Genomic DNA, 16,186 nt, shown 5'->3' on the forward strand with positions numbered 1-16,186 from the left:
TCCCGGGAGAAAGAACTGTCAGGTGCGGGGCGCCACGCGACGCGACCCAAGGACTTTCTTGCGCGGGGACTCCCCCGACTCAGTATCGGCCTCACGAATGGCCGACCACGACGCCGAGACGAGGTACACCTGGCTCACCAGGTTGAACCAGATCAGCAGGCCAATGATGATGGCGAAGGACGCCAGAACGGGGTTGTTTCCTGACCGGGCCAGGAGTTCGGTGCTGAAAAGTTGAAGGACAGTGGTCCCTGTGCCGGCGAGCACCACCGCTTCAAGGAACGCGCGCCTCCCCAGCTTAAGGCCGGCGGCGATACGGAAGAGAACTGCCGCCGTCGCACAGTTCAGCAGGAGGGGAACCACAATCTTGACGGTGGCGGCGATAGGTGCGGCCACTGCCTCGTCCAACTTCAGCAAACCGATGAACCAATCGGCGGCTGTCCCAAAAATCAGGGAGGCGCCTGCGCTGATGACCAGAAGGACTCCGAGGAGCAACAGGGTACCGGCGTCGATGAGCTTCTGGAGGACAGCATTACGCACCAACGGAGCGGCGTTCATGATCCCCCGGATGCCCTCCCGGATGCTTGCTATCCAGCCCAGGGAGATGAAGACAGTCACTACCGCCGCGATCAGGGCTGTCCAGCCAAGTCCGGACGGGTTGAGCAACGACTGGGGATCCACCAGTCCTTCGCCGCCATCCACTTGAAGGAGCCCGGGGGCCGCCGCGGCCACGCTGTCGATGACGGCGTCCTGAAGCGCCGGGCTTCCCCCCAAAACGATTCCCGCCACTGCAAAGCCAGTGGTCAGCAGACCCGTCACGGAGAAGAACATGTTGAAGCCAATACCCGCACTCAACAGAGGCCCATGCTGGCGTGTGTAGTGCTGGAAAGAACGCAAGGCACGGTTGGTGTTCAGCCTGGCCATGAAGAGGGCAAAGAACGCTCCGGCCTTCTTCGGCAGGCCATCACCGGCGCGCTTGGACTGGCCCCATTCCTGCCTCTTGCGAAGCAGCTCAAGTTTGAGCTTGGCCAGCTCAGTTGGCAGCGGAGGAGCGTCCGCCTGCGTGGCGTGAATCCGTTTGCTGTTCTTCGTCAGTATCGCCGCCAAAGTCGAGCTCTTCCCGTAGCTGCCATATTCCATTGGTGTCGTGCTCGTAAAGTCCCATGCTAACCACAGGGAAGGTCGCCCGGTAATCTCTGAGGACCGTTTCGGCCTCATCAAGATTTTCCTGGGCGACATCGTGGGCCACCGTGACGTGCGGGTGGTATGGGAACGGGAGCAACCGTTCCAGCGGCCCGGTTTGAAGTTTCTCGTGCAACTGCACGCACTCTTCAAAGCCCTCTTCAACGTTCACGAAGACCACCGGTGACACGGGCCGGAACGAACCCGTGCCGGAAATGGTGATGTGGAAGGGTTCCTGGGTCCGGGCCACTTCCCGTACATGCTCGCGGGTAGCGGCCCAGTCCTGAGTAGGTGTGGTGGTGATCAGTGTGATGTGGGCAGGAATGACCTCGGCCATCGGGTCACCGAAGGAGGCGCGCCATTCCTGGAGTTCGCGGGCGATCTCCGGTGGAAAGCCGAGGATGACACCAACACACATGGTGTCACCGTCGCCGCAGTCGGTGCCGGCAACACCCGTCTGGCGAGAGTCGTCCGGACCGACACCCTTGCGGGTGTCGGTCTTGACGTTGAGCTGGCCAGCGGAGCACATGGAGTTAGCGGACTCCCAGGTCGCGGTGGGCATCTCCGCGGTAGGGCAGGAAACCGACCTTGGAATAGACATCCGCGAGAGTAGCTGACGCGATGTCGCGTGCCTTGTCTGCTCCGAGGGCCAGGAGCCGGTCGAGTTCAGCGGGATCGGCCAGGAGCTCGTTGGCCCGCTCCCGGATGGGTGCCAGGTGACCGGAGACGAGTTCAGCGAGGTCAACCTTGAGGTGCCCGTACATCTTGCCTTGGTAGTCAGCCACGATCTTCTCTACCGGTGTTCCGCTGATGGCCGAGTAGATGGTCAGCAGGTTTGAGACACCCGGCTTGTTCTCGCGGTCGTAGCGGATCTCGGTTTCAGTGTCCGTGACGGCCGACTTGATGCGCTTGGCCACGGTCTTGGGATCATCCAGGAGGTTGATCAGTCCGGCGGGTGATTCCGCAGACTTGGACATCTTGGCGTTCGGGTTCTGAAGATCGTAGATCTTTGCCGATTCCTTCTGGATGAAGGCTTCGGGAACCTGGAACGTCTCCCCGAACCGGCTGTTGAAGCGGTTGGCGAGGTCACGGCTGAGCTCCACGTGCTGCCGCTGGTCTTCGCCCACCGGCACACCGTGCGGCTGGTAGAGGAGGATATCGGCAGCTTGCAGGATCGGGTACGTGAAAAGGCCAACGCTGGCGTGGTCCGACCCCTGCTTCTGCGCCTTGTCCTTGAACTGCGTCATGCGGGCAGCTTCGCCCATGCCGGTGATGCAGTTCAAGACCCACGCGAGTTGGGCGTGCTCAGGGACCTGGGACTGGACGAAGAGGGTGCACTTCTCCACGTCCACGCCGCCGGCGATGTACTGGGCGGCGGTGACTCGAGTGCGGTGGGCGAGCTCGGCCGGGTCCTGGGGAACGGTGATGGCGTGCAGGTCCGGGATGAAGTACACGGCGTCGTACTCGTCCTGCATCCGGACCCAGTTGACCAGTGCGCCGAGGTAGTTGCCCAGGTGCAAGGAGTCAGCGGAGGGCTGCATGCCGGACAAGACGCGATGCTTGGCGCCTACGGCTGGCTTGGTGGATGTCACAGCCCTGGGGTCGGCGGATGCATCAGCGGGTGCGCCGGTTTCAGTCGTGGTGGAACTAGTCATGGAGGAATACCTTAGGGAGCTTAGAGCCGGTAGTCGACTACCAGCGGTGCGTGGTCGGAGAAGCGGGTGTCCCACGAAGGCGCCCGGTCCACGACAGCCGAGAAAGCGGCTGCTGCGAGGCCCGGCGTAGCCAGGTGGTAGTCGATGCGCCAGCCAGTGTCAGTGTCAAAGGCTTTACCGCGCTGGGACCACCAGGTGTAGGGGCCGGCGACATTTCCTGCCAGGCCCCTGTGGACATCCCTCCATCCGATTTCTTCGCCGAGGAAGCGGTCAAAGTACGCGCGCTCCTCCGGGAGGAAGCCGGCACGCTTGACGTTGCCCTTCCAGTTCTTGATGTCCAACTCTGTGTGACCGACGTTGAGGTCGCCCACTACCAAAGCGTGGTCGCTGTGCTTGGCGAGCTCAGGCAGGCGCACCGTCATGGCGTCGAGGAAACGGAACTTGTCATCCTGCTTGGGGGTTCCCACTTCTCCGGAGTGCACGTAGGCGCTGACGACCGTGAGCGTGGTGGATTCGCCGGCACCGTTCTTGACGGTGTAATCGGCTTCAACCCAGCGTCCGGACGTGTCAAAGTAGTCATCGCCAATACCGACGCGGGTGGCAGTAGGTTCCTCGCGGGACGCGATGGCAACACCTGCGCGGCCCTTGGCCTCAGCTTCGGTGTGGAGGATGTGCCAGCCTTCGCCGATCAGCTTCCTGACGATGTCATCAGGTGCCCGGACTTCCTGGAGGCAGAGAATGTCAACCTCGCGGGGCTCCAGCCATTCCGCCATGCCGTTCTTGTAGGCAGCCCTCAGGCCGTTGACGTTAACTGACGCGATGCGAAGGAAGTCCTTCTTCAATGCCGTACTCACCCGGTCCACTCTAGTCGATGATGGTGCCGGCTACGGGCTCGTCCGAGCCGCCGGAGGACTTGATCATGTCGCGCGCATTGGTGGCCGTAATGGCGATGGTTTCCAGTGCGCGGTTGATGGTGTCCTGATCGGCGGCACCGCCCTTGGCCCGCTCCTCGTCCACAACACGGACCTGCACCTGGACGATCTTGAAGGAGTGGTCCAGTTTGAGGTCGCGAACCTCATCTGACTTGCTGCGTTCGGCCACGACGCGCGTGCCGCCACTGTCAGCAGCGGACGACGACGGCGCGCGGCCGGCTGCGGCGTTAAAGGCATTTTGCGCTTCGGTCAGTTTTGCACCTGCCCGCTGCGCGGCCTTGCGGATGCTCAACACCACGAAAGCGGCCAGAGCCAACCAACCGAAGGCCACTACTGCGACAACCCAACCCACAACATCGTTCTGGTTTGCCGCGAAAATGACGGCCACCAGGAACGCGATGATGACGACGGTCATCCCCAGGCCGCCAATGCGGAAGCCCTTGAACATGCCTTTGCCGGCGGGGGACGTGGACGGGTGCGGGTCACCGAGAGATTGCATGGACCTATTCTCTCAAATCCACGAAGGTGCCTGTGCCAGCTTCCACGGACGGCGAACACCGGACCTTTCACTTGAGGAACAGCTGGCGCAGCCTTCCTGTGGTGAGCATGATCCCGAGAGCGATCATCACCAGGTAGTAACCCACGTGGATTGCGGTGGCCGGGCTGAACGAGCCCACACTGATCTGCCGCAGCAACTCCACGCCGTGCCACAGGGGCATGGCCTGGATGAACCATTGGATGACCTGCGGGTAGACGCTGAGCGGATAGAACGTGGCGCTGAACAGGAACATGGGCAGCAGGAAGAAGTTGATCCAGTCCATCTGCTGGAAAGTCTTCATGAAGCTGGTGATGCCCATTCCGAAGCTCGCGAATCCGAAGGCGATCAGCACCGAGGCAGGAATGACCAGCATGGCCCACCAACTGGTGAGCAAACCCATGACGCCCATAACGGCGGTGAATCCAGTGGCGTAGAGCAGGCCCCGCAGGAGCGCCAGGAAGATCTCACCGATCGCGACATCCAGCGGTCCCAGGGAGGTGTAGAGCATCCCCTGGTACAGCTTGGCGAAGTTCATCTTGAAGAACACGTTCCACGTGGAGTCGTAGATCGCCCCGTTCATCGCCGAAACGGCCAGCAGCGCCGGTGCAATGTAGGCCGCGTAGCTGATCTCCTCGCCGCCAGGGCCTTGGACAGTGCCCACGATGGAGCCCATGCCCACGCCCATGGCCAGCAGGAACAGCACGGGCTCAAAGAACCCGGAGACCATGACCAGCCATGTGCTGGACTTGGCCGCCATCAATCCGCGGCCCACCACGGCTTTGGCATTGCGTGAATAAAGAGAGCCGAACTTCCGCTCCCGCGCACGATCCGTGGCACTGTGGCCACCTGTCAGGACACTCATGAGCCCATCCTTTTCACGAACTGGCGGCGGACGACCATCCAGCCAACTGCGGCCGTGGCCAGCAGGAAAACCACGTGGATGATGGTCAGCACAGGGCTTTGATCCATCCCGTAGGTGAATACGCGGCTCAGCTCAGTCCCGTGCCACACCGGTGAAATCCATCCGATCCAACGGACAGCGATCGGGAGGGAATCCAGGGGGAAGAACGTCCCCGAGAACAGGAACAGCGGCATCACGATGAAGCGTTGCACCAGCGCAAACTGCCCCTTGTCCTGTTTGATGCTGGCCGCATAAGCCATCAGCGGCAGGCCAAAGGACAGCGCCGCAACGGTAGCGACGAGGGCCGACACCCAGCCCCACGGACCCGGCGAAGCACCGAACAATGCCACCACCACGAAGTAGACCACCGACTGCAGGAGGAACCTCAGGGTGCTGGCAATGATGTGTCCGCTGGCGATTTGCTCGGGAATCAACGGTGAGGCGTGTGGGCCATAAAAAACACGGCGCCACTTGAAGCCGTCCATGATGGGATAGGAGAACTCCCCGGAGGCAGTCATCACCGCAGCCGAGACCAACAACGCCGGAGCCACGAACTCCAAGTAGCTGACACCGCCGAACGTGGCTTCGCTGTTGGCGTCCACCAGGCTGGCCAAGCCAACGCCCATGGCAAAGAGGTACGCCACGGGTTGCCCCACGCTGTACAGGATCACGGACCAGCCGTAGTTGCGCATGACGCGAAGTACTTGCTCTGCGTAGAAAAAGGCGCCCCATCGCCGCGCCCGGGCAGCCGAAACCTCAGGCGAGTGGGCCCGCAACGGCGGCGCCGCCGTCGTAAGTGGTTTGTCAGTGCCGCTAGTCAACGAGACTCCTGCCCGTGAGCCGCAGGAACACGTCCTCCAGCGACGAGCGGCGCACCAGCGAGGTCATGGGGCGGAGCCCGCGCGCAGTGACCTGCTCGAGCGCGGCCTCGCCGTCGTGTGCATAAATGAGCACGCGGTCGGGCAGCGTTTCGAGCCGCTCGCCGACGCCTTGAAGTTCGACGCCGATGGTCGCGTTCCGCTCGGACCCGAACCGGAGCTCGAGTACTTCGCGCGATGAGTGCTCGCGGATGAGGTTCGCCGGAGACCCCTCGGCCATAATGCGCCCCTTGTCCACCACGATCAGGCGATCGCAGAGTTGCTCTGCCTCGTCCATATAGTGCGTGGTGAGGATGAGGGTGACGCCATTTTCCTTAAGCCGGAAGAGCCGGTCCCAGAGGATGTGGCGCGCTTGGGGGTCCAGGCCGGTGGTGGGCTCGTCCAAGAGGAGGATCCGTGGCTCGTTGATGAGCGAGCGGGCAATGGTGAGCCGCCGCTTCATACCGCCGGACAGGGCATCGACCTTCGAGTTTGCCTTGTCCGTCAGCTGCGCGAATTCCAGCAGTTCATCGGCTTTCGGCCGCAAGTAGCTCAGCGGCAGGCCGAAGTAGCGCCCGTAGACAATCAGGTTCTCGCGGACCTTCAGCTCTTCGTCCAGGTTGTCCTGCTGCGGGACCACACCCAAATGCGCCCGGACTTCAGGGCCGTGCGACTCAGGATCCAAGCCCATGATGCTGAGCGTTCCCGAGGTGCGTTGGGAGACGCCACCGATCATTTTCATGGTGGTGGACTTGCCGGCGCCGTTGGGGCCCAGCAGCCCGAAGGACTCCCCCGCCGGTACGTCGAAGGAGATGTTGTCCACGGCAGTGAGGTCACCATAGGTCTTGGTGAGGTTTTGCGCGCTGATGACGGCGGGTCGGTTCATGTCGAAGCGGGTTTGCGACGATTCAGTGGGAGTTGCGGAGCGGGTTGCTTCATTGTGCACCCTCAGCAGACTAGTAGCGCCCACCGACATGTGAAAGGGCTCTTGCACATAATCTTGCAAGAGCCCTCTCGTTTAGCGCGTGTGAAACTAGGCGATGCCCGCCTGGCGCTCAGCACTCTCCACGACGTTCGCGAGCAGCATGGCACGGGTCATCGGGCCTACGCCACCCGGGTTCGGGGAGAGCCAGGCGGCGACGTCGGCAGCTGCCGGGTCCACATCTCCGGTGACCACAGCCTTGCCGTTGCCGTCGTCCACGCGGCTGACGCCGACGTCGAGCACTATTGCACCCGGCTTGAGGTCTTCAGCCTTGATCATGTGCGGCACGCCGGCAGCGGCAATCACGACGTCGGCCTGCTTCAGTTCCGCCGGCAGGTCCACCGTTCCGGTGTGGGCGAGGATGACCGTCGCGTTGACTTCCTTGCGGGTCAGCAGGAGGCCGATGGGGCGACCGATGGTGACGCCGCGGCCAACCACCAGGACGCGCTTGCCCTTGAGTTCAATGTTGTGGCGGCGGAGCAACTCCACACAGCCTTTGGGGGTGCAGGGCAGCGGGGACTTCATCTCGCCGTTGACGTTGGCCACCAGGCGGCCAAGGTTCATCGGGTGCAGGCCATCGGCGTCCTTATCAGGGTCCATGGCTTCGAGGATGACGTCCTGGTCAATGTGCTTGGGCAGCGGAAGCTGGACGATGTAGCCGGTGCATTCCGGGTTGTCGTTGAGCTCGCGCACAACCTCCAAGAGGTCCTCCTGGCTGATGTCCTCGGGGAGGTCGCGGCGGATGGACTGGATGCCAACCTCGGCGCAGTCCTTGTGCTTGCCGCCGACGTACCAGGTGCTGCCGGGGTCGGAACCCACCAGGATGGTGCCCAGGCCGGGGACGATTCCCTGGGCGGCGAGGACGGAAACGCGAGTGGTCAGTTCTGCCTTGATGGCTGCGGCGGTGGCCTTGCCGTCAAGGATCTGTGCGGTGGACTGTGTCATTCCATCTGCTCTTTCTGGTGGGTGACCTAATGGCTCATGCCAACGGGACCCGCCGCCGAAGATGTGGCGGCGGATCCCGTGGGCTCCGGTTCAGTGCCCGGGTGATGCGTTACTTAGCCGCGGAATCGCGGATTTACCACTGCTCGTGCTGCGGGTACAGCGGGAAGTCAGCGGCCAGCTTGTCGACACGGGCCTGGAGGGACTCGACATCAGCTGCCGAGCCCGCCTTCAGTGCGGTGGCGATGATCTCGGCAACCTCGGTGAACTCGGTGGCACCGAATCCGCGGGTGGCCAAGGCAGGCGTACCGATGCGGAGGCCGGAGGTGACCATCGGCGGGCGGGGGTCGAACGGAACAGCGTTGCGGTTCACGGTGATGCCTACGGAGTGCAGGAGGTCTTCGGCCTGCTGGCCGTCCAGCTGCGAGTTGCGCAGGTCAACCAGGACCAGGTGAACGTCGGTGCCGCCGGTGAGGACCGAGACACCGGCTTCGGCGACGTCGGACTGGTTCAAACGGTCAGCGATGATCTTGGCACCCTCGAGGACACGCTCCTGGCGCTCCTTGAACTCCTCGCTGCCGGCGATCTTAAAGGCAACAGCCTTGGCCGCGATGACGTGCATGAGCGGACCGCCCTGCTGGCCCGGGAAGACGTTGGAGTTGAGCTTCTTGGCCCACTCCTGCTTGCCAAGGATCACACCGGAACGCGGACCTGCGAGGGTCTTGTGCACCGTGGAGGTGACGACGTCGGAGTGCGGGACCGGGCTCGGGTGCAGGCCTGCAGCAACCAGACCGGCGAAGTGTGCCATGTCGGTCCAGAGAAGGGCACCAACCTCGTCGGCGATGGAGCGGAAGGCAGCGAAGTCGAGGTGACGGGGGTAGGCCGACCAACCAGCGATGATGACCTGCGGCTTCTCGGCGATGGCCTGCTCGCGGAGCTTGTCCATGTCAATGCGGAAGTTGTCTTCTTCAACCTGGTAAGCAGCTACGTTGTAGAGCTTGCCGGAGAAGTTGAGCTTCATGCCGTGGGTCAGGTGGCCACCGTGTGCCAGGGAAAGACCAAGGATCTTGTCGCCCGGGGTGATCATGGCCGACAGCGCTGCAGCGTTTGCCTGGGCACCGGAGTGCGGCTGGACGTTGGCGTACTCGGCGCCGAACAGTTCCTTGACGCGGTCGATGGCGAGCTGCTCAGCGACGTCGACGTATTCACAACCGCCGTAGTAACGGCGGCCCGGGTAGCCCTCGGCGTACTTGTTGGTCAGGACGGAGCCTTGGGCTTCCATCACCGCGCGGGGCGCAAAGTTTTCGGACGCAATCATTTCCAGGGTGCCGCGCTGGCGGCCAAGTTCCTGGTTGAGGACTGCTGCGATCTCGGGATCGAGATCGGCGAGCGACTGGTTGCTGACAGACGCGGAAGTGGTTGTGGTAGTCACGGAGATCTCCTGGCTAGGCAACGGGTGGTGCTACAGGTCAGGCTACCGGCAGCAGCATTCCCGCGTCCCCTTGATTACAGAGGGATCGGTCACGTGCATGCGGCGGTAAGACATGACCCTCGGCCCAGGCGTACGATCCGTGGTCTTCATGATTGCCGCTCCCTGGTGGTAGTCCACCCAACGCCAGTTGCGACCCATTAACAGTACAACAACGCGGCACGGGTAGGCTTGATCGTGTGACTGAATCCACCGCTTTCGTAGTAACACTTTCCTGCCCCGACCGCCCCGGCATCGTCCACGCGGTAGCCGGAGCCCTGCTTACGGCCGGCTGCAATATCGCCGACTCCCAGCAGTACGGAAGCCCCAGCACAGGCAACTTCTTCATGCGCGTGGAGGCAACGACGTCGAGCACCCAGGACGAACTGGCCTCTGCCCTGCGTCCGGTAGCCGAATCGTTCGGAATGACCTGGCAGATCAATCCTGTTGGCGAAAAGGTCCGCACCATCATCCTGTGCTCCAAGGACGCGCACTGCCTGAACGACCTCCTGTTCCAGCAGCGCACCGGCACCCTGCCCATTGAGGTCCCTGCCATCGTGTCCAACCACCGTGACCTTGAGCCGCTGGCGGAGTTCTACGGCATCCCGTTCCACCACATCCCGGTGACGCCGGAAACCAAGCCCCAGGCCGAGGCGCAGCTGTTGAAGCTCATTGCCGATCACGACGTCGAGTTGACCGTCCTGGCCCGCTACATGCAGGTCCTCTCCAACGATCTATGCACGGAGTTGAATGGCAAGGCCATCAACATCCACCACTCCTTCCTGCCTTCCTTCAAGGGCGCGAAGCCGTACCACCAGGCCCACGCGCGCGGTGTCAAGATCATCGGCGCCACCGCCCACTACGTGACAGCCGACCTCGACGAGGGCCCGATCATCGAGCAGGAAGTCATCCGCGTCGACCACGCGCGCACGGCTGCACAGTTTGTCCAGATGGGTCGCGACGTCGAAGGCCGAACGCTGGCCCAAGCGGTTCAGTGGCACGCCGAACACCGTGTGCTCCTGGATGGCACCCGGACCGTGGTGTTCAACTAACGCCGCTCCTATGCTGGGTGTATGCGGGGCATTCCTCACGCCGAGCACGAGGCTGATTTGGCGGTCTACTACGACCGCCAGGCGCCTGTCCGGAACACCCGCGCGCTCACGCCACACCGTGTCGAGAGCAGAGAATGGTTCATCCGGCTCCTGAAGTCCGAACACCGTCATTCCTTGTTCGAGCTGGGGTGCGGCACAGGCGTTGAGGGCTTGGAGTTCGTCCGCGCCGGATTGCACTACACCGGCGTGGATTTGTCCTCGGAAAGTGTTCACCTGGCGTGCGCGGCCGGACTTGAGGCAACTGTGGCCAGCGGCCGGAACCTGCCGTTTCGGGATTCGGTCTTTTCAGCTGCGTGGACCATGAGCACACTTCTGCATGTCCCCAACAGCGGAATTCACGACGTCGTCAGCGAACTGGTGCGGGTCACCGCACCTGGTGCGCCCATCGCCGTCGGACTCTGGTCAGGTGACGATGAGGAAGTCCTGAACCCGGAGGACCTCGATGAACCGCGGCGGTTCTTCAGCCGCCGCAGCGACGATACTGTGCGCCGGATCTTTGGTGAGCACGGCGCGATCGAGCATTTCCGGACGTGGCCCGAGGGTGTGGGCGTGGAGTCCGGTCCCGGCGCGGGCAACTGGGTCCAGCACTACCAATTCCTGGTCCTCCGCACCCCTTTGCCCATGTAGGTAACAGCAAACGTCCCACTGAGAGCCCAGTGCGACATGTGCTGTTACCCAGTTGGGAAATAAGCTGGGCACCATGGCTCCCTCTTACACGTTCGCCGGGGACACCCCGGCCATCCATGAATCCGCCTTCGTGGCACCCACCGCATCCATTATCGGCAAGGCCACGTTGGCCCAGGACTCCAGCGCCTTCTACGGTGTCTCCGTCCGCGCAGATACGGCTGCAATCAGCGTCGGCGCAGGTTCGAACCTCCAGGACAACGTAGTCCTCCACGCCGACCCGGGCTTCCCCTGCACGGTCGGCGAGCGCGTCTCCGTGGGGCACAGCGCCGTAGTCCACGGGTGCACTGTGGAGGATGACTGCCTGATCGGCATGAGCGCCACCATCCTCAATGGCGCTGTCATCGGGACGGGCTCGCTCATTGCCGCCGGCGCCGTGGTGTTGGAGGGCACGGTTATTCCCCCACGCTCCCTGGTGGCCGGCGTGCCCGCGAAGGTCCGCCGTGAACTCACCGATGAGGAGTTTGAGGGCGTGAAGCACAACGCCGCGCACTACAAGGAACTCGCGGCGGCGCACCGGGACATGCACGCTTAAGCACGAATGCGGGGCCCGCTCTGCGCCCTAACCTGAAGTTTTGGGATGCAGAGCGGGCCTCGCACCATTTAAGTAGATTTACAGACCAACTACTTAGACTGACAATATAGTCATGATCGATTCCCTTCCTGATCCTTCGAGGCCCATAGGCACCGATTGGCCGAGTGATTGGCTGAGGGCGACACTGGGCTTCCTGGCGCTTCGTGCCCTTGCCGCCGGACCCTCGTACGGCTACGCGATCATCACTGAACTTGAACGCCATGGGTTTGGCACCATCAAAGGCGGCACGCTGTACCCGCTCCTCACCCGCTACGAAGCGGCCGGCTTGGTCACTACCGAGTGGCGTGCGGGCGAGGGCGGTCCGGGCCGCAAGTATTTCGCTTTGACTGACCACGGGCGCGCCGAAATGCTCCGGCTCAGCGCGGACTGGGTTCGGTTCACACACCTCAGCAACACCTACCTCGACGACGGTCAGCACACGAAGGAGTCCAGCACATGACGCAGGTAACGACGGACAAGAAGTGGTTTGACGAACTCGTTCTGGAACTTCGCCTCCGCCAGGTGCACGGGAACGCGATTGGCGACGCCGTGGCAAGCGCCCGCGAACTCCTCGCCGACACCGGGCAGCAGGCTGAGGAGGCGTTCGGACCGGCGCGCAGCTACGCCGCCGGGCTGGAACTACCGACCGCACCGAAACATGAATGGGTCAAGAAGGCGCTAGGGCCAGCCTTGCTGGGCCTCTTGGCCTTTTTGCTCTTCAACCAGGCGGTGGTGCCGTGGGTCCGGTCCGAGATGATGCTTGTGTCGCCGGCACAGGCAGCTTTCCTCGCAACACCACTTGTGGTCATTGCTTTCCTGCCCCTGTACCTCACGGCAGCAGTCCGACGCATCTGGGTGCTCGTAGCCCTGGTCGCCATCTGCGTGATCTCCGGGCTCCTCTCCGGCATTGCAGCCCCGACGCAGCGGGCGGATGCGTGGCTGGAACTGGATCCTCTCCCTTGGCTCGTCGGCAGTGCCGCCACCATGATTGCTTTGTCGATAGTTGGCACCATCCGCTCCAGGGACACCGATCCGGACGAGATCACCGACCCCAGCACACCTGCCGCTCACGGCAGTGGCAGGGGCAACAGGATCACGGCACTGGTGGGCACCTGGCTCTTCCCGATCTTCGCGCTGGCTATGCTCGGCCTCGCCGCTGCACTGAGGTAGGTGACGGCAGCAAAGAGTCGCTGAGAGCCGAATGCAGGGCCCCGCAACGCACAGAGACTAGTCCAGGCTGATCGGGCCGAGCTCGTCCAGGAGGTCGCCCGGTCCGGGGTTACCGGCAGCGGACGTGCCGCCCAGGTGGTTCACCACGCCCCACACGGCATTGAGGCCCGTAGTCACGGCGCCCTCGGCCCAGCCTGCGGTGAAGGACACGTCATCTCCGGCGAGGAAGATGCCGCGCTGGTGCTCCGGCAACTGGTCCTGCTTGAAGTGCGTGAACAGGCGCTGCTGGTAACGGTAGTGCCCGGGCAGGTTGGCCTTGAACGCACCCATGAAGTTGGGGTCCGCTTCCCAGGACACCGTGATCGGCTGCCCGACGATGTGGCTGGCAATATCCACTCCCGGGTAGATCTGCTGCAGCGAGTGGAGCATCAGCTTCACGCGCTCGTCGGCGCTGAGGGCCAACCATTTCAGGGCGTCGTCATTCCAGGTGTAGGACAGGAGCATGACAGCGGGCTTGTCCGGTCCGTCGTCGAGCAAGTACGTTGCCCGGTTAAGGCGGTCGGTGAGGGTCATGGACAACACCTCGCGGCCGGTCTCCGGGTCGATGTCCTTCCAGAACGGGCGGTCCACCATCACGAAGGTCTTGGAGGACTGCATGTAATGCGAGCGCTCGATAGCGGTCCACAACTCTGCCGGGAACAGCGCTTCTTCGGTGTGGATGCGCGTGGACAGCAGCCAGGACTGGCACGTGGTGACCACAGCTTGGTAAGTGGCTTCGCGTCCCCAGTTTTCACGGACCAGCAGGTCACCGTTCCCTGCGCGGCGGATGTTGTCCACGGCTCCGCGCGGGGAACCGCTGTGCAGGGACGCCAACGAGGTGCCTTCCGGCCAGTACTTAAGGCCCGACGGCGCGTGGTTCCAGAGTGCCTCGGGGAGCCTTTGCGCTCCTCCCGCAATGGACCGGTGCTGATCATCCGCGTCCGTGTAGACCACGCGGAGGATTTCGAGAATTGAGTTGGGGAAGTCCGTGTCCCAACCGCCGGTGCCGAAGCCCACTTGGCCGAACGCCTCGCGGTGCGCGAAGCCGGCTTCCTTGAAGGACTTGCTGGCGGCGATGAAGCCGTAGAAGGTCTGCTCGTCGAGCTCCGGGAGGAGCGCGTTCCAGAGTTCCTTGATCCGCTTGGTGTCGCGGGCCTTGATGGCTTCCTGCATCTCCGCGAAGGCTGCACCGTCGTTGACTGCGGCTTTCCAGGCGTCGGCTACTTCGAGGAAAAACTCCGGCAGCTCATCGGCCGTGGTGGCGTAGTGCTTCTTACCCGCGAGCTCAATCACCGTGGAGGAGGTTGCCGGCGCCATGGGGTTGGGAAATTCGTTGGTGTCCAGGCCGAGCAGGTCAACGTAGTGGTAGAAGGCCTTGCCGGAGACCGGGAATCGCATGCCGCCAAGGTCTGCCACGACGCCGGGCGCTGACGGGAAGCTCGCGGTCCGGAGACGCCCACCGATCTGGTCGGCCTCGTAGATCACTGGCTTGAGGCCAAGCTTCATCAACTCGTAGGCGGTGACGAGTCCGGACAGGCCGGCGCCGATGATGGCAACTTCCGTGCCGAGGAGCTCCTCGGGAACGGAGCCCAGTCCGCCGGGGTGGGCCAGGTAGTGGTCATAGCTGAACGGGAAGTCCGGGTTCAGCATGGTGATCGGTGCGCCGGCAGGCGCTCCCGGTTCATCGACGACGGGTAGTTCGGTGGCGATGGTCATGAGTTTGCTGCTTTCACAGGTTCCGGGCTCACGGCCCTGGTGGTTAGTTCACGGTAGTCCTGCTCGCTGAGCGCGGCTACCTTGGAATTCCGGCGTCCATAGCCGAAGTAGATGGCGATACCCACCAGCATCCATACGCCGAAGGTGATCCAGGTGTCGGCGCCGAGGTTGAGCATCAGGTAAGCGCACATCAGCGTGCCCAGGATGGGAGTGATCGGGTACAGCGGGACCCGGAAGCTCCGCTCGAGATCTGGACGGTTGCGTCGCAGGTAGATGACGGCAACGTTGACCAGCGCGAACGCGAAGAGGGTTCCGATGCTGGTGGCGTCCGCAAGGGCACCAAGTGGGACCAGGCCAGCGGCAAGGGCGACGGCGATACCGACGATCAATGTTCCAGCGACAGGGGTGCCGGTTCGGCGGGAGATGCGCCCAAAGACCTTGGGCACCATGCCGTCGCGGGACATGGAGAGCATGATCCGGGTCTGGCCGTACAACACGGTCAGCACAATGCTGGCAATCGCAAGGACTGCACCGATGGAGAAGACCAGGGCGATCCACGGCTGCCCGGTGATCTCGTGCAGGATCTGCACCAATGCAGCTTCTGTACCGTCGAACCAACCCCACGGACGGGCACCAATGGCCGCGACGGCAACCATGACGTAGATACTGGTGACGATCACCATGGACAGCATGATGGCCCGGGGAAGATCCCGCTTGGGGTTCTTGGCTTCCTCACCCGCCGTGGAGGCGGCGTCGAAGCCGATGTAGGAGAAGAAAACGCTGGACGCGGCAGCAGAAACACCAGCGGCGCCCATGGGCAGCAAAGGCTCGAAGTTGCCTGCGTTGAAAGCGGTGAAGGCTACTGCGCAGAAGAAGAGCAGGATGCCTACCTTGACGACGACAATCGCCGTGTTAATCCATGCACTCTCGCGGGCGCCTCGGACCAGCAGAAGCATGGCCAGGATCACGATCACCATTGCAGGCACGTTCACCAGGCCGCCGTCTCCCGGCGGCTGGCTGATCGCGTCCGGCAGGAACTGGCCAAATGCGGCGAGGGTCTCGTTGACGTACTGCCCCGCGCCCACAGCGACAGCCGCAACGGAGACCGCGTACTCCAGCACGAGGCACCAGCCGCAGACCCAGGCCATGCCCTCGCCCATGGTGGCGTAGGAGTAGGAGTAGCTGGAGCCGGCCACCGGGACAAGGCCCGCCATTTCGGCATACGACACAGCGGAGAGCAGCGCAGCGAGGCCAGCGATGACAAACGAGATCCAGATCGCCGGGCCGGCCAGCGGTACGGATTCTCCAAGGATCACCAGGATGCCGGTGCCAAGCGTGGCACCGACGCTGATCATGGTCAGCTGAAGAACGCCGAAGCTGCGGACCAAAGGCGTACCGCCCTCGCTGCTTCCGGCTTCGCTGACCATCTGGCCGATC

General features: G+C 63.1%; 17 protein-coding genes and 1 riboswitch. Of the genes, 5 read left to right on the forward strand and 12 right to left on the reverse strand.

Features of this window, described 5'->3' with window-relative positions; all coding sequences use genetic code 11:
- Positions 1 to 18 precede the first annotated feature (18 nt).
- The 10 genes from WBN73_RS04230 to glyA all read right to left on the reverse strand — a co-directional run bounded on the left by WBN73_RS04230 (position 19) and on the right by glyA (position 9,418).
- Positions 19 to 1,104 (reverse strand): YihY/virulence factor BrkB family protein, encoded by a 1,086-nt coding sequence (locus WBN73_RS04230; RefSeq protein WP_337339515.1) that lies wholly within the window; start codon positions 1,102 to 1,104, stop codon positions 19 to 21.
- On the reverse strand, positions 1,031 to 1,708 hold the full coding sequence (locus WBN73_RS04235) for a 2'-5' RNA ligase family protein (RefSeq protein ID WP_207596758.1): 678 nt from the start codon (positions 1,706 to 1,708) through the stop codon (positions 1,031 to 1,033). Before WBN73_RS04235 ends, WBN73_RS04230 begins: the two co-directional genes overlap by 74 nt.
- A 4-nt stretch (positions 1,709 to 1,712) precedes the next feature.
- Positions 1,713 to 2,834, reverse strand: coding sequence for a tryptophan--tRNA ligase (gene trpS, locus WBN73_RS04240; protein WP_207596757.1), 1,122 nt, complete (start codon positions 2,832 to 2,834; stop codon positions 1,713 to 1,715).
- 20 nt (positions 2,835 to 2,854) lie between these two features.
- Positions 2,855 to 3,688 (reverse strand): exodeoxyribonuclease III, encoded by an 834-nt coding sequence (locus WBN73_RS04245; protein ID WP_207596756.1) that lies wholly within the window; start codon positions 3,686 to 3,688, stop codon positions 2,855 to 2,857.
- 10 nt (positions 3,689 to 3,698) lie between these two features.
- Positions 3,699 to 4,265 carry a hypothetical protein gene (locus tag WBN73_RS04250; RefSeq protein WP_207596755.1) on the reverse strand — a complete coding sequence of 189 codons (567 nt, stop codon included), beginning with the start codon at positions 4,263 to 4,265 and terminating at the stop codon, positions 3,699 to 3,701.
- 67 nt (positions 4,266 to 4,332) lie between these two features.
- On the reverse strand, positions 4,333 to 5,166 hold the full coding sequence (locus tag WBN73_RS04255; RefSeq protein ID WP_337339514.1) for an ABC transporter permease: 834 nt from the start codon (positions 5,164 to 5,166) through the stop codon (positions 4,333 to 4,335).
- Complete coding sequence (locus WBN73_RS04260) at positions 5,163 to 5,981, reverse strand: ABC transporter permease (RefSeq protein ID WP_443193245.1); 819 nt, start codon at positions 5,979 to 5,981, stop codon at positions 5,163 to 5,165. Before WBN73_RS04260 ends, WBN73_RS04255 begins: the two co-directional genes overlap by 4 nt.
- Positions 5,982 to 6,018: 37 nt before the next feature.
- Entirely contained in the window at positions 6,019 to 6,948 is a 930-nt protein-coding gene (locus WBN73_RS04265; RefSeq protein WP_337339643.1) for an ABC transporter ATP-binding protein, read from the reverse strand.
- A 147-nt stretch (positions 6,949 to 7,095) separates the two neighbouring features.
- The gene (locus WBN73_RS04270; protein WP_207596753.1) at positions 7,096 to 7,989 is read right to left on the reverse strand and encodes a bifunctional methylenetetrahydrofolate dehydrogenase/methenyltetrahydrofolate cyclohydrolase; all 894 of its coding nucleotides are present in this window, start codon (positions 7,987 to 7,989) and stop codon (positions 7,096 to 7,098) included.
- Between the two features lie 133 nt (positions 7,990 to 8,122).
- On the reverse strand, positions 8,123 to 9,418 hold the full coding sequence (glyA, locus tag WBN73_RS04275; RefSeq protein ID WP_280627423.1) for a serine hydroxymethyltransferase: 1,296 nt from the start codon (positions 9,416 to 9,418) through the stop codon (positions 8,123 to 8,125).
- A gap of 115 nt (positions 9,419 to 9,533) precedes the next feature.
- Positions 9,534 to 9,619: riboswitch (ZMP/ZTP riboswitch) on the reverse strand.
- 35 nt (positions 9,620 to 9,654) lie between these two features.
- Here glyA and purU point away from each other — a divergent pair.
- The 5 genes from purU (at position 9,655) to WBN73_RS04300 (ending at position 12,994) form a co-directional block, all read left to right on the forward strand.
- Positions 9,655 to 10,506 (forward strand): formyltetrahydrofolate deformylase, encoded by an 852-nt coding sequence (gene purU / locus WBN73_RS04280; RefSeq protein ID WP_280627422.1) that lies wholly within the window; start codon positions 9,655 to 9,657, stop codon positions 10,504 to 10,506.
- A 21-nt stretch (positions 10,507 to 10,527) separates the two neighbouring features.
- Complete coding sequence (locus tag WBN73_RS04285; RefSeq protein WP_337339512.1) at positions 10,528 to 11,193, forward strand: class I SAM-dependent methyltransferase; 666 nt, start codon at positions 10,528 to 10,530, stop codon at positions 11,191 to 11,193.
- Positions 11,194 to 11,266: 73 nt separating this feature from the next.
- Positions 11,267 to 11,785: a gamma carbonic anhydrase family protein gene (locus tag WBN73_RS04290; RefSeq protein WP_089594121.1), complete on the forward strand. Its 519-nt coding sequence runs from the start codon at positions 11,267 to 11,269 to the stop codon at positions 11,783 to 11,785.
- 112 nt (positions 11,786 to 11,897) lie between these two features.
- Complete coding sequence (locus tag WBN73_RS04295; RefSeq protein ID WP_337339511.1) at positions 11,898 to 12,284, forward strand: PadR family transcriptional regulator; 387 nt, start codon at positions 11,898 to 11,900, stop codon at positions 12,282 to 12,284.
- Complete coding sequence (locus tag WBN73_RS04300) at positions 12,281 to 12,994, forward strand: hypothetical protein (RefSeq protein WP_337339510.1); 714 nt, start codon at positions 12,281 to 12,283, stop codon at positions 12,992 to 12,994. Before WBN73_RS04295 ends, WBN73_RS04300 begins: the two co-directional genes overlap by 4 nt.
- 57 nt (positions 12,995 to 13,051) lie before the next feature.
- Here WBN73_RS04300 and WBN73_RS04305 read toward each other — a convergent pair whose 3' ends face one another.
- Entirely contained in the window at positions 13,052 to 14,749 is a 1,698-nt protein-coding gene (locus WBN73_RS04305; protein ID WP_337339509.1) for a flavin monoamine oxidase family protein, read from the reverse strand.
- Positions 14,746 to 16,176 (reverse strand): amino acid permease, encoded by a 1,431-nt coding sequence (locus WBN73_RS04310; RefSeq protein ID WP_337339642.1) that lies wholly within the window; start codon positions 16,174 to 16,176, stop codon positions 14,746 to 14,748. Before WBN73_RS04310 ends, WBN73_RS04305 begins: the two co-directional genes overlap by 4 nt.
- Positions 16,177 to 16,186 lie beyond the last annotated feature (10 nt).

Origin of the sequence: Paenarthrobacter sp. CCNWLY172, assembly GCF_037402035.1 — a bacterium.
Classification (GTDB): domain Bacteria; phylum Actinomycetota; class Actinomycetes; order Actinomycetales; family Micrococcaceae; genus Arthrobacter.

Coding starts and splice junctions, on each gene's coding strand:
- WBN73_RS04295 (WP_337339511.1), top strand. CDS start 11,898: ATGATCGATTCCCTTCCTGATCCTTCGAGGCCCATAGGCACCGATTGG.
- WBN73_RS04265 (WP_337339643.1), bottom strand. CDS start 6,948: ATGAACCGACCCGCCGTCATCAGCGCGCAAAACCTCACCAAGACCTAT.
- WBN73_RS04285 (WP_337339512.1), top strand. CDS start 10,528: ATGCGGGGCATTCCTCACGCCGAGCACGAGGCTGATTTGGCGGTCTAC.
- WBN73_RS04250 (WP_207596755.1), bottom strand. CDS start 4,265: ATGCAATCTCTCGGTGACCCGCACCCGTCCACGTCCCCCGCCGGCAAA.
- WBN73_RS04300 (WP_337339510.1), top strand. CDS start 12,281: ATGACGCAGGTAACGACGGACAAGAAGTGGTTTGACGAACTCGTTCTG.
- WBN73_RS04235 (WP_207596758.1), bottom strand. CDS start 1,708: ATGTGCTCCGCTGGCCAGCTCAACGTCAAGACCGACACCCGCAAGGGT.
- WBN73_RS04270 (WP_207596753.1), bottom strand. CDS start 7,989: ATGACACAGTCCACCGCACAGATCCTTGACGGCAAGGCCACCGCCGCA.
- WBN73_RS04305 (WP_337339509.1), bottom strand. CDS start 14,749: ATGACCATCGCCACCGAACTACCCGTCGTCGATGAACCGGGAGCGCCT.
- WBN73_RS04310 (WP_337339642.1), bottom strand. CDS start 16,176: ATGGTCAGCGAAGCCGGAAGCAGCGAGGGCGGTACGCCTTTGGTCCGC.
- WBN73_RS04255 (WP_337339514.1), bottom strand. CDS start 5,166: ATGAGTGTCCTGACAGGTGGCCACAGTGCCACGGATCGTGCGCGGGAG.
- WBN73_RS04290 (WP_089594121.1), top strand. CDS start 11,267: ATGGCTCCCTCTTACACGTTCGCCGGGGACACCCCGGCCATCCATGAA.
- trpS (WP_207596757.1), bottom strand. CDS start 2,834: ATGACTAGTTCCACCACGACTGAAACCGGCGCACCCGCTGATGCATCC.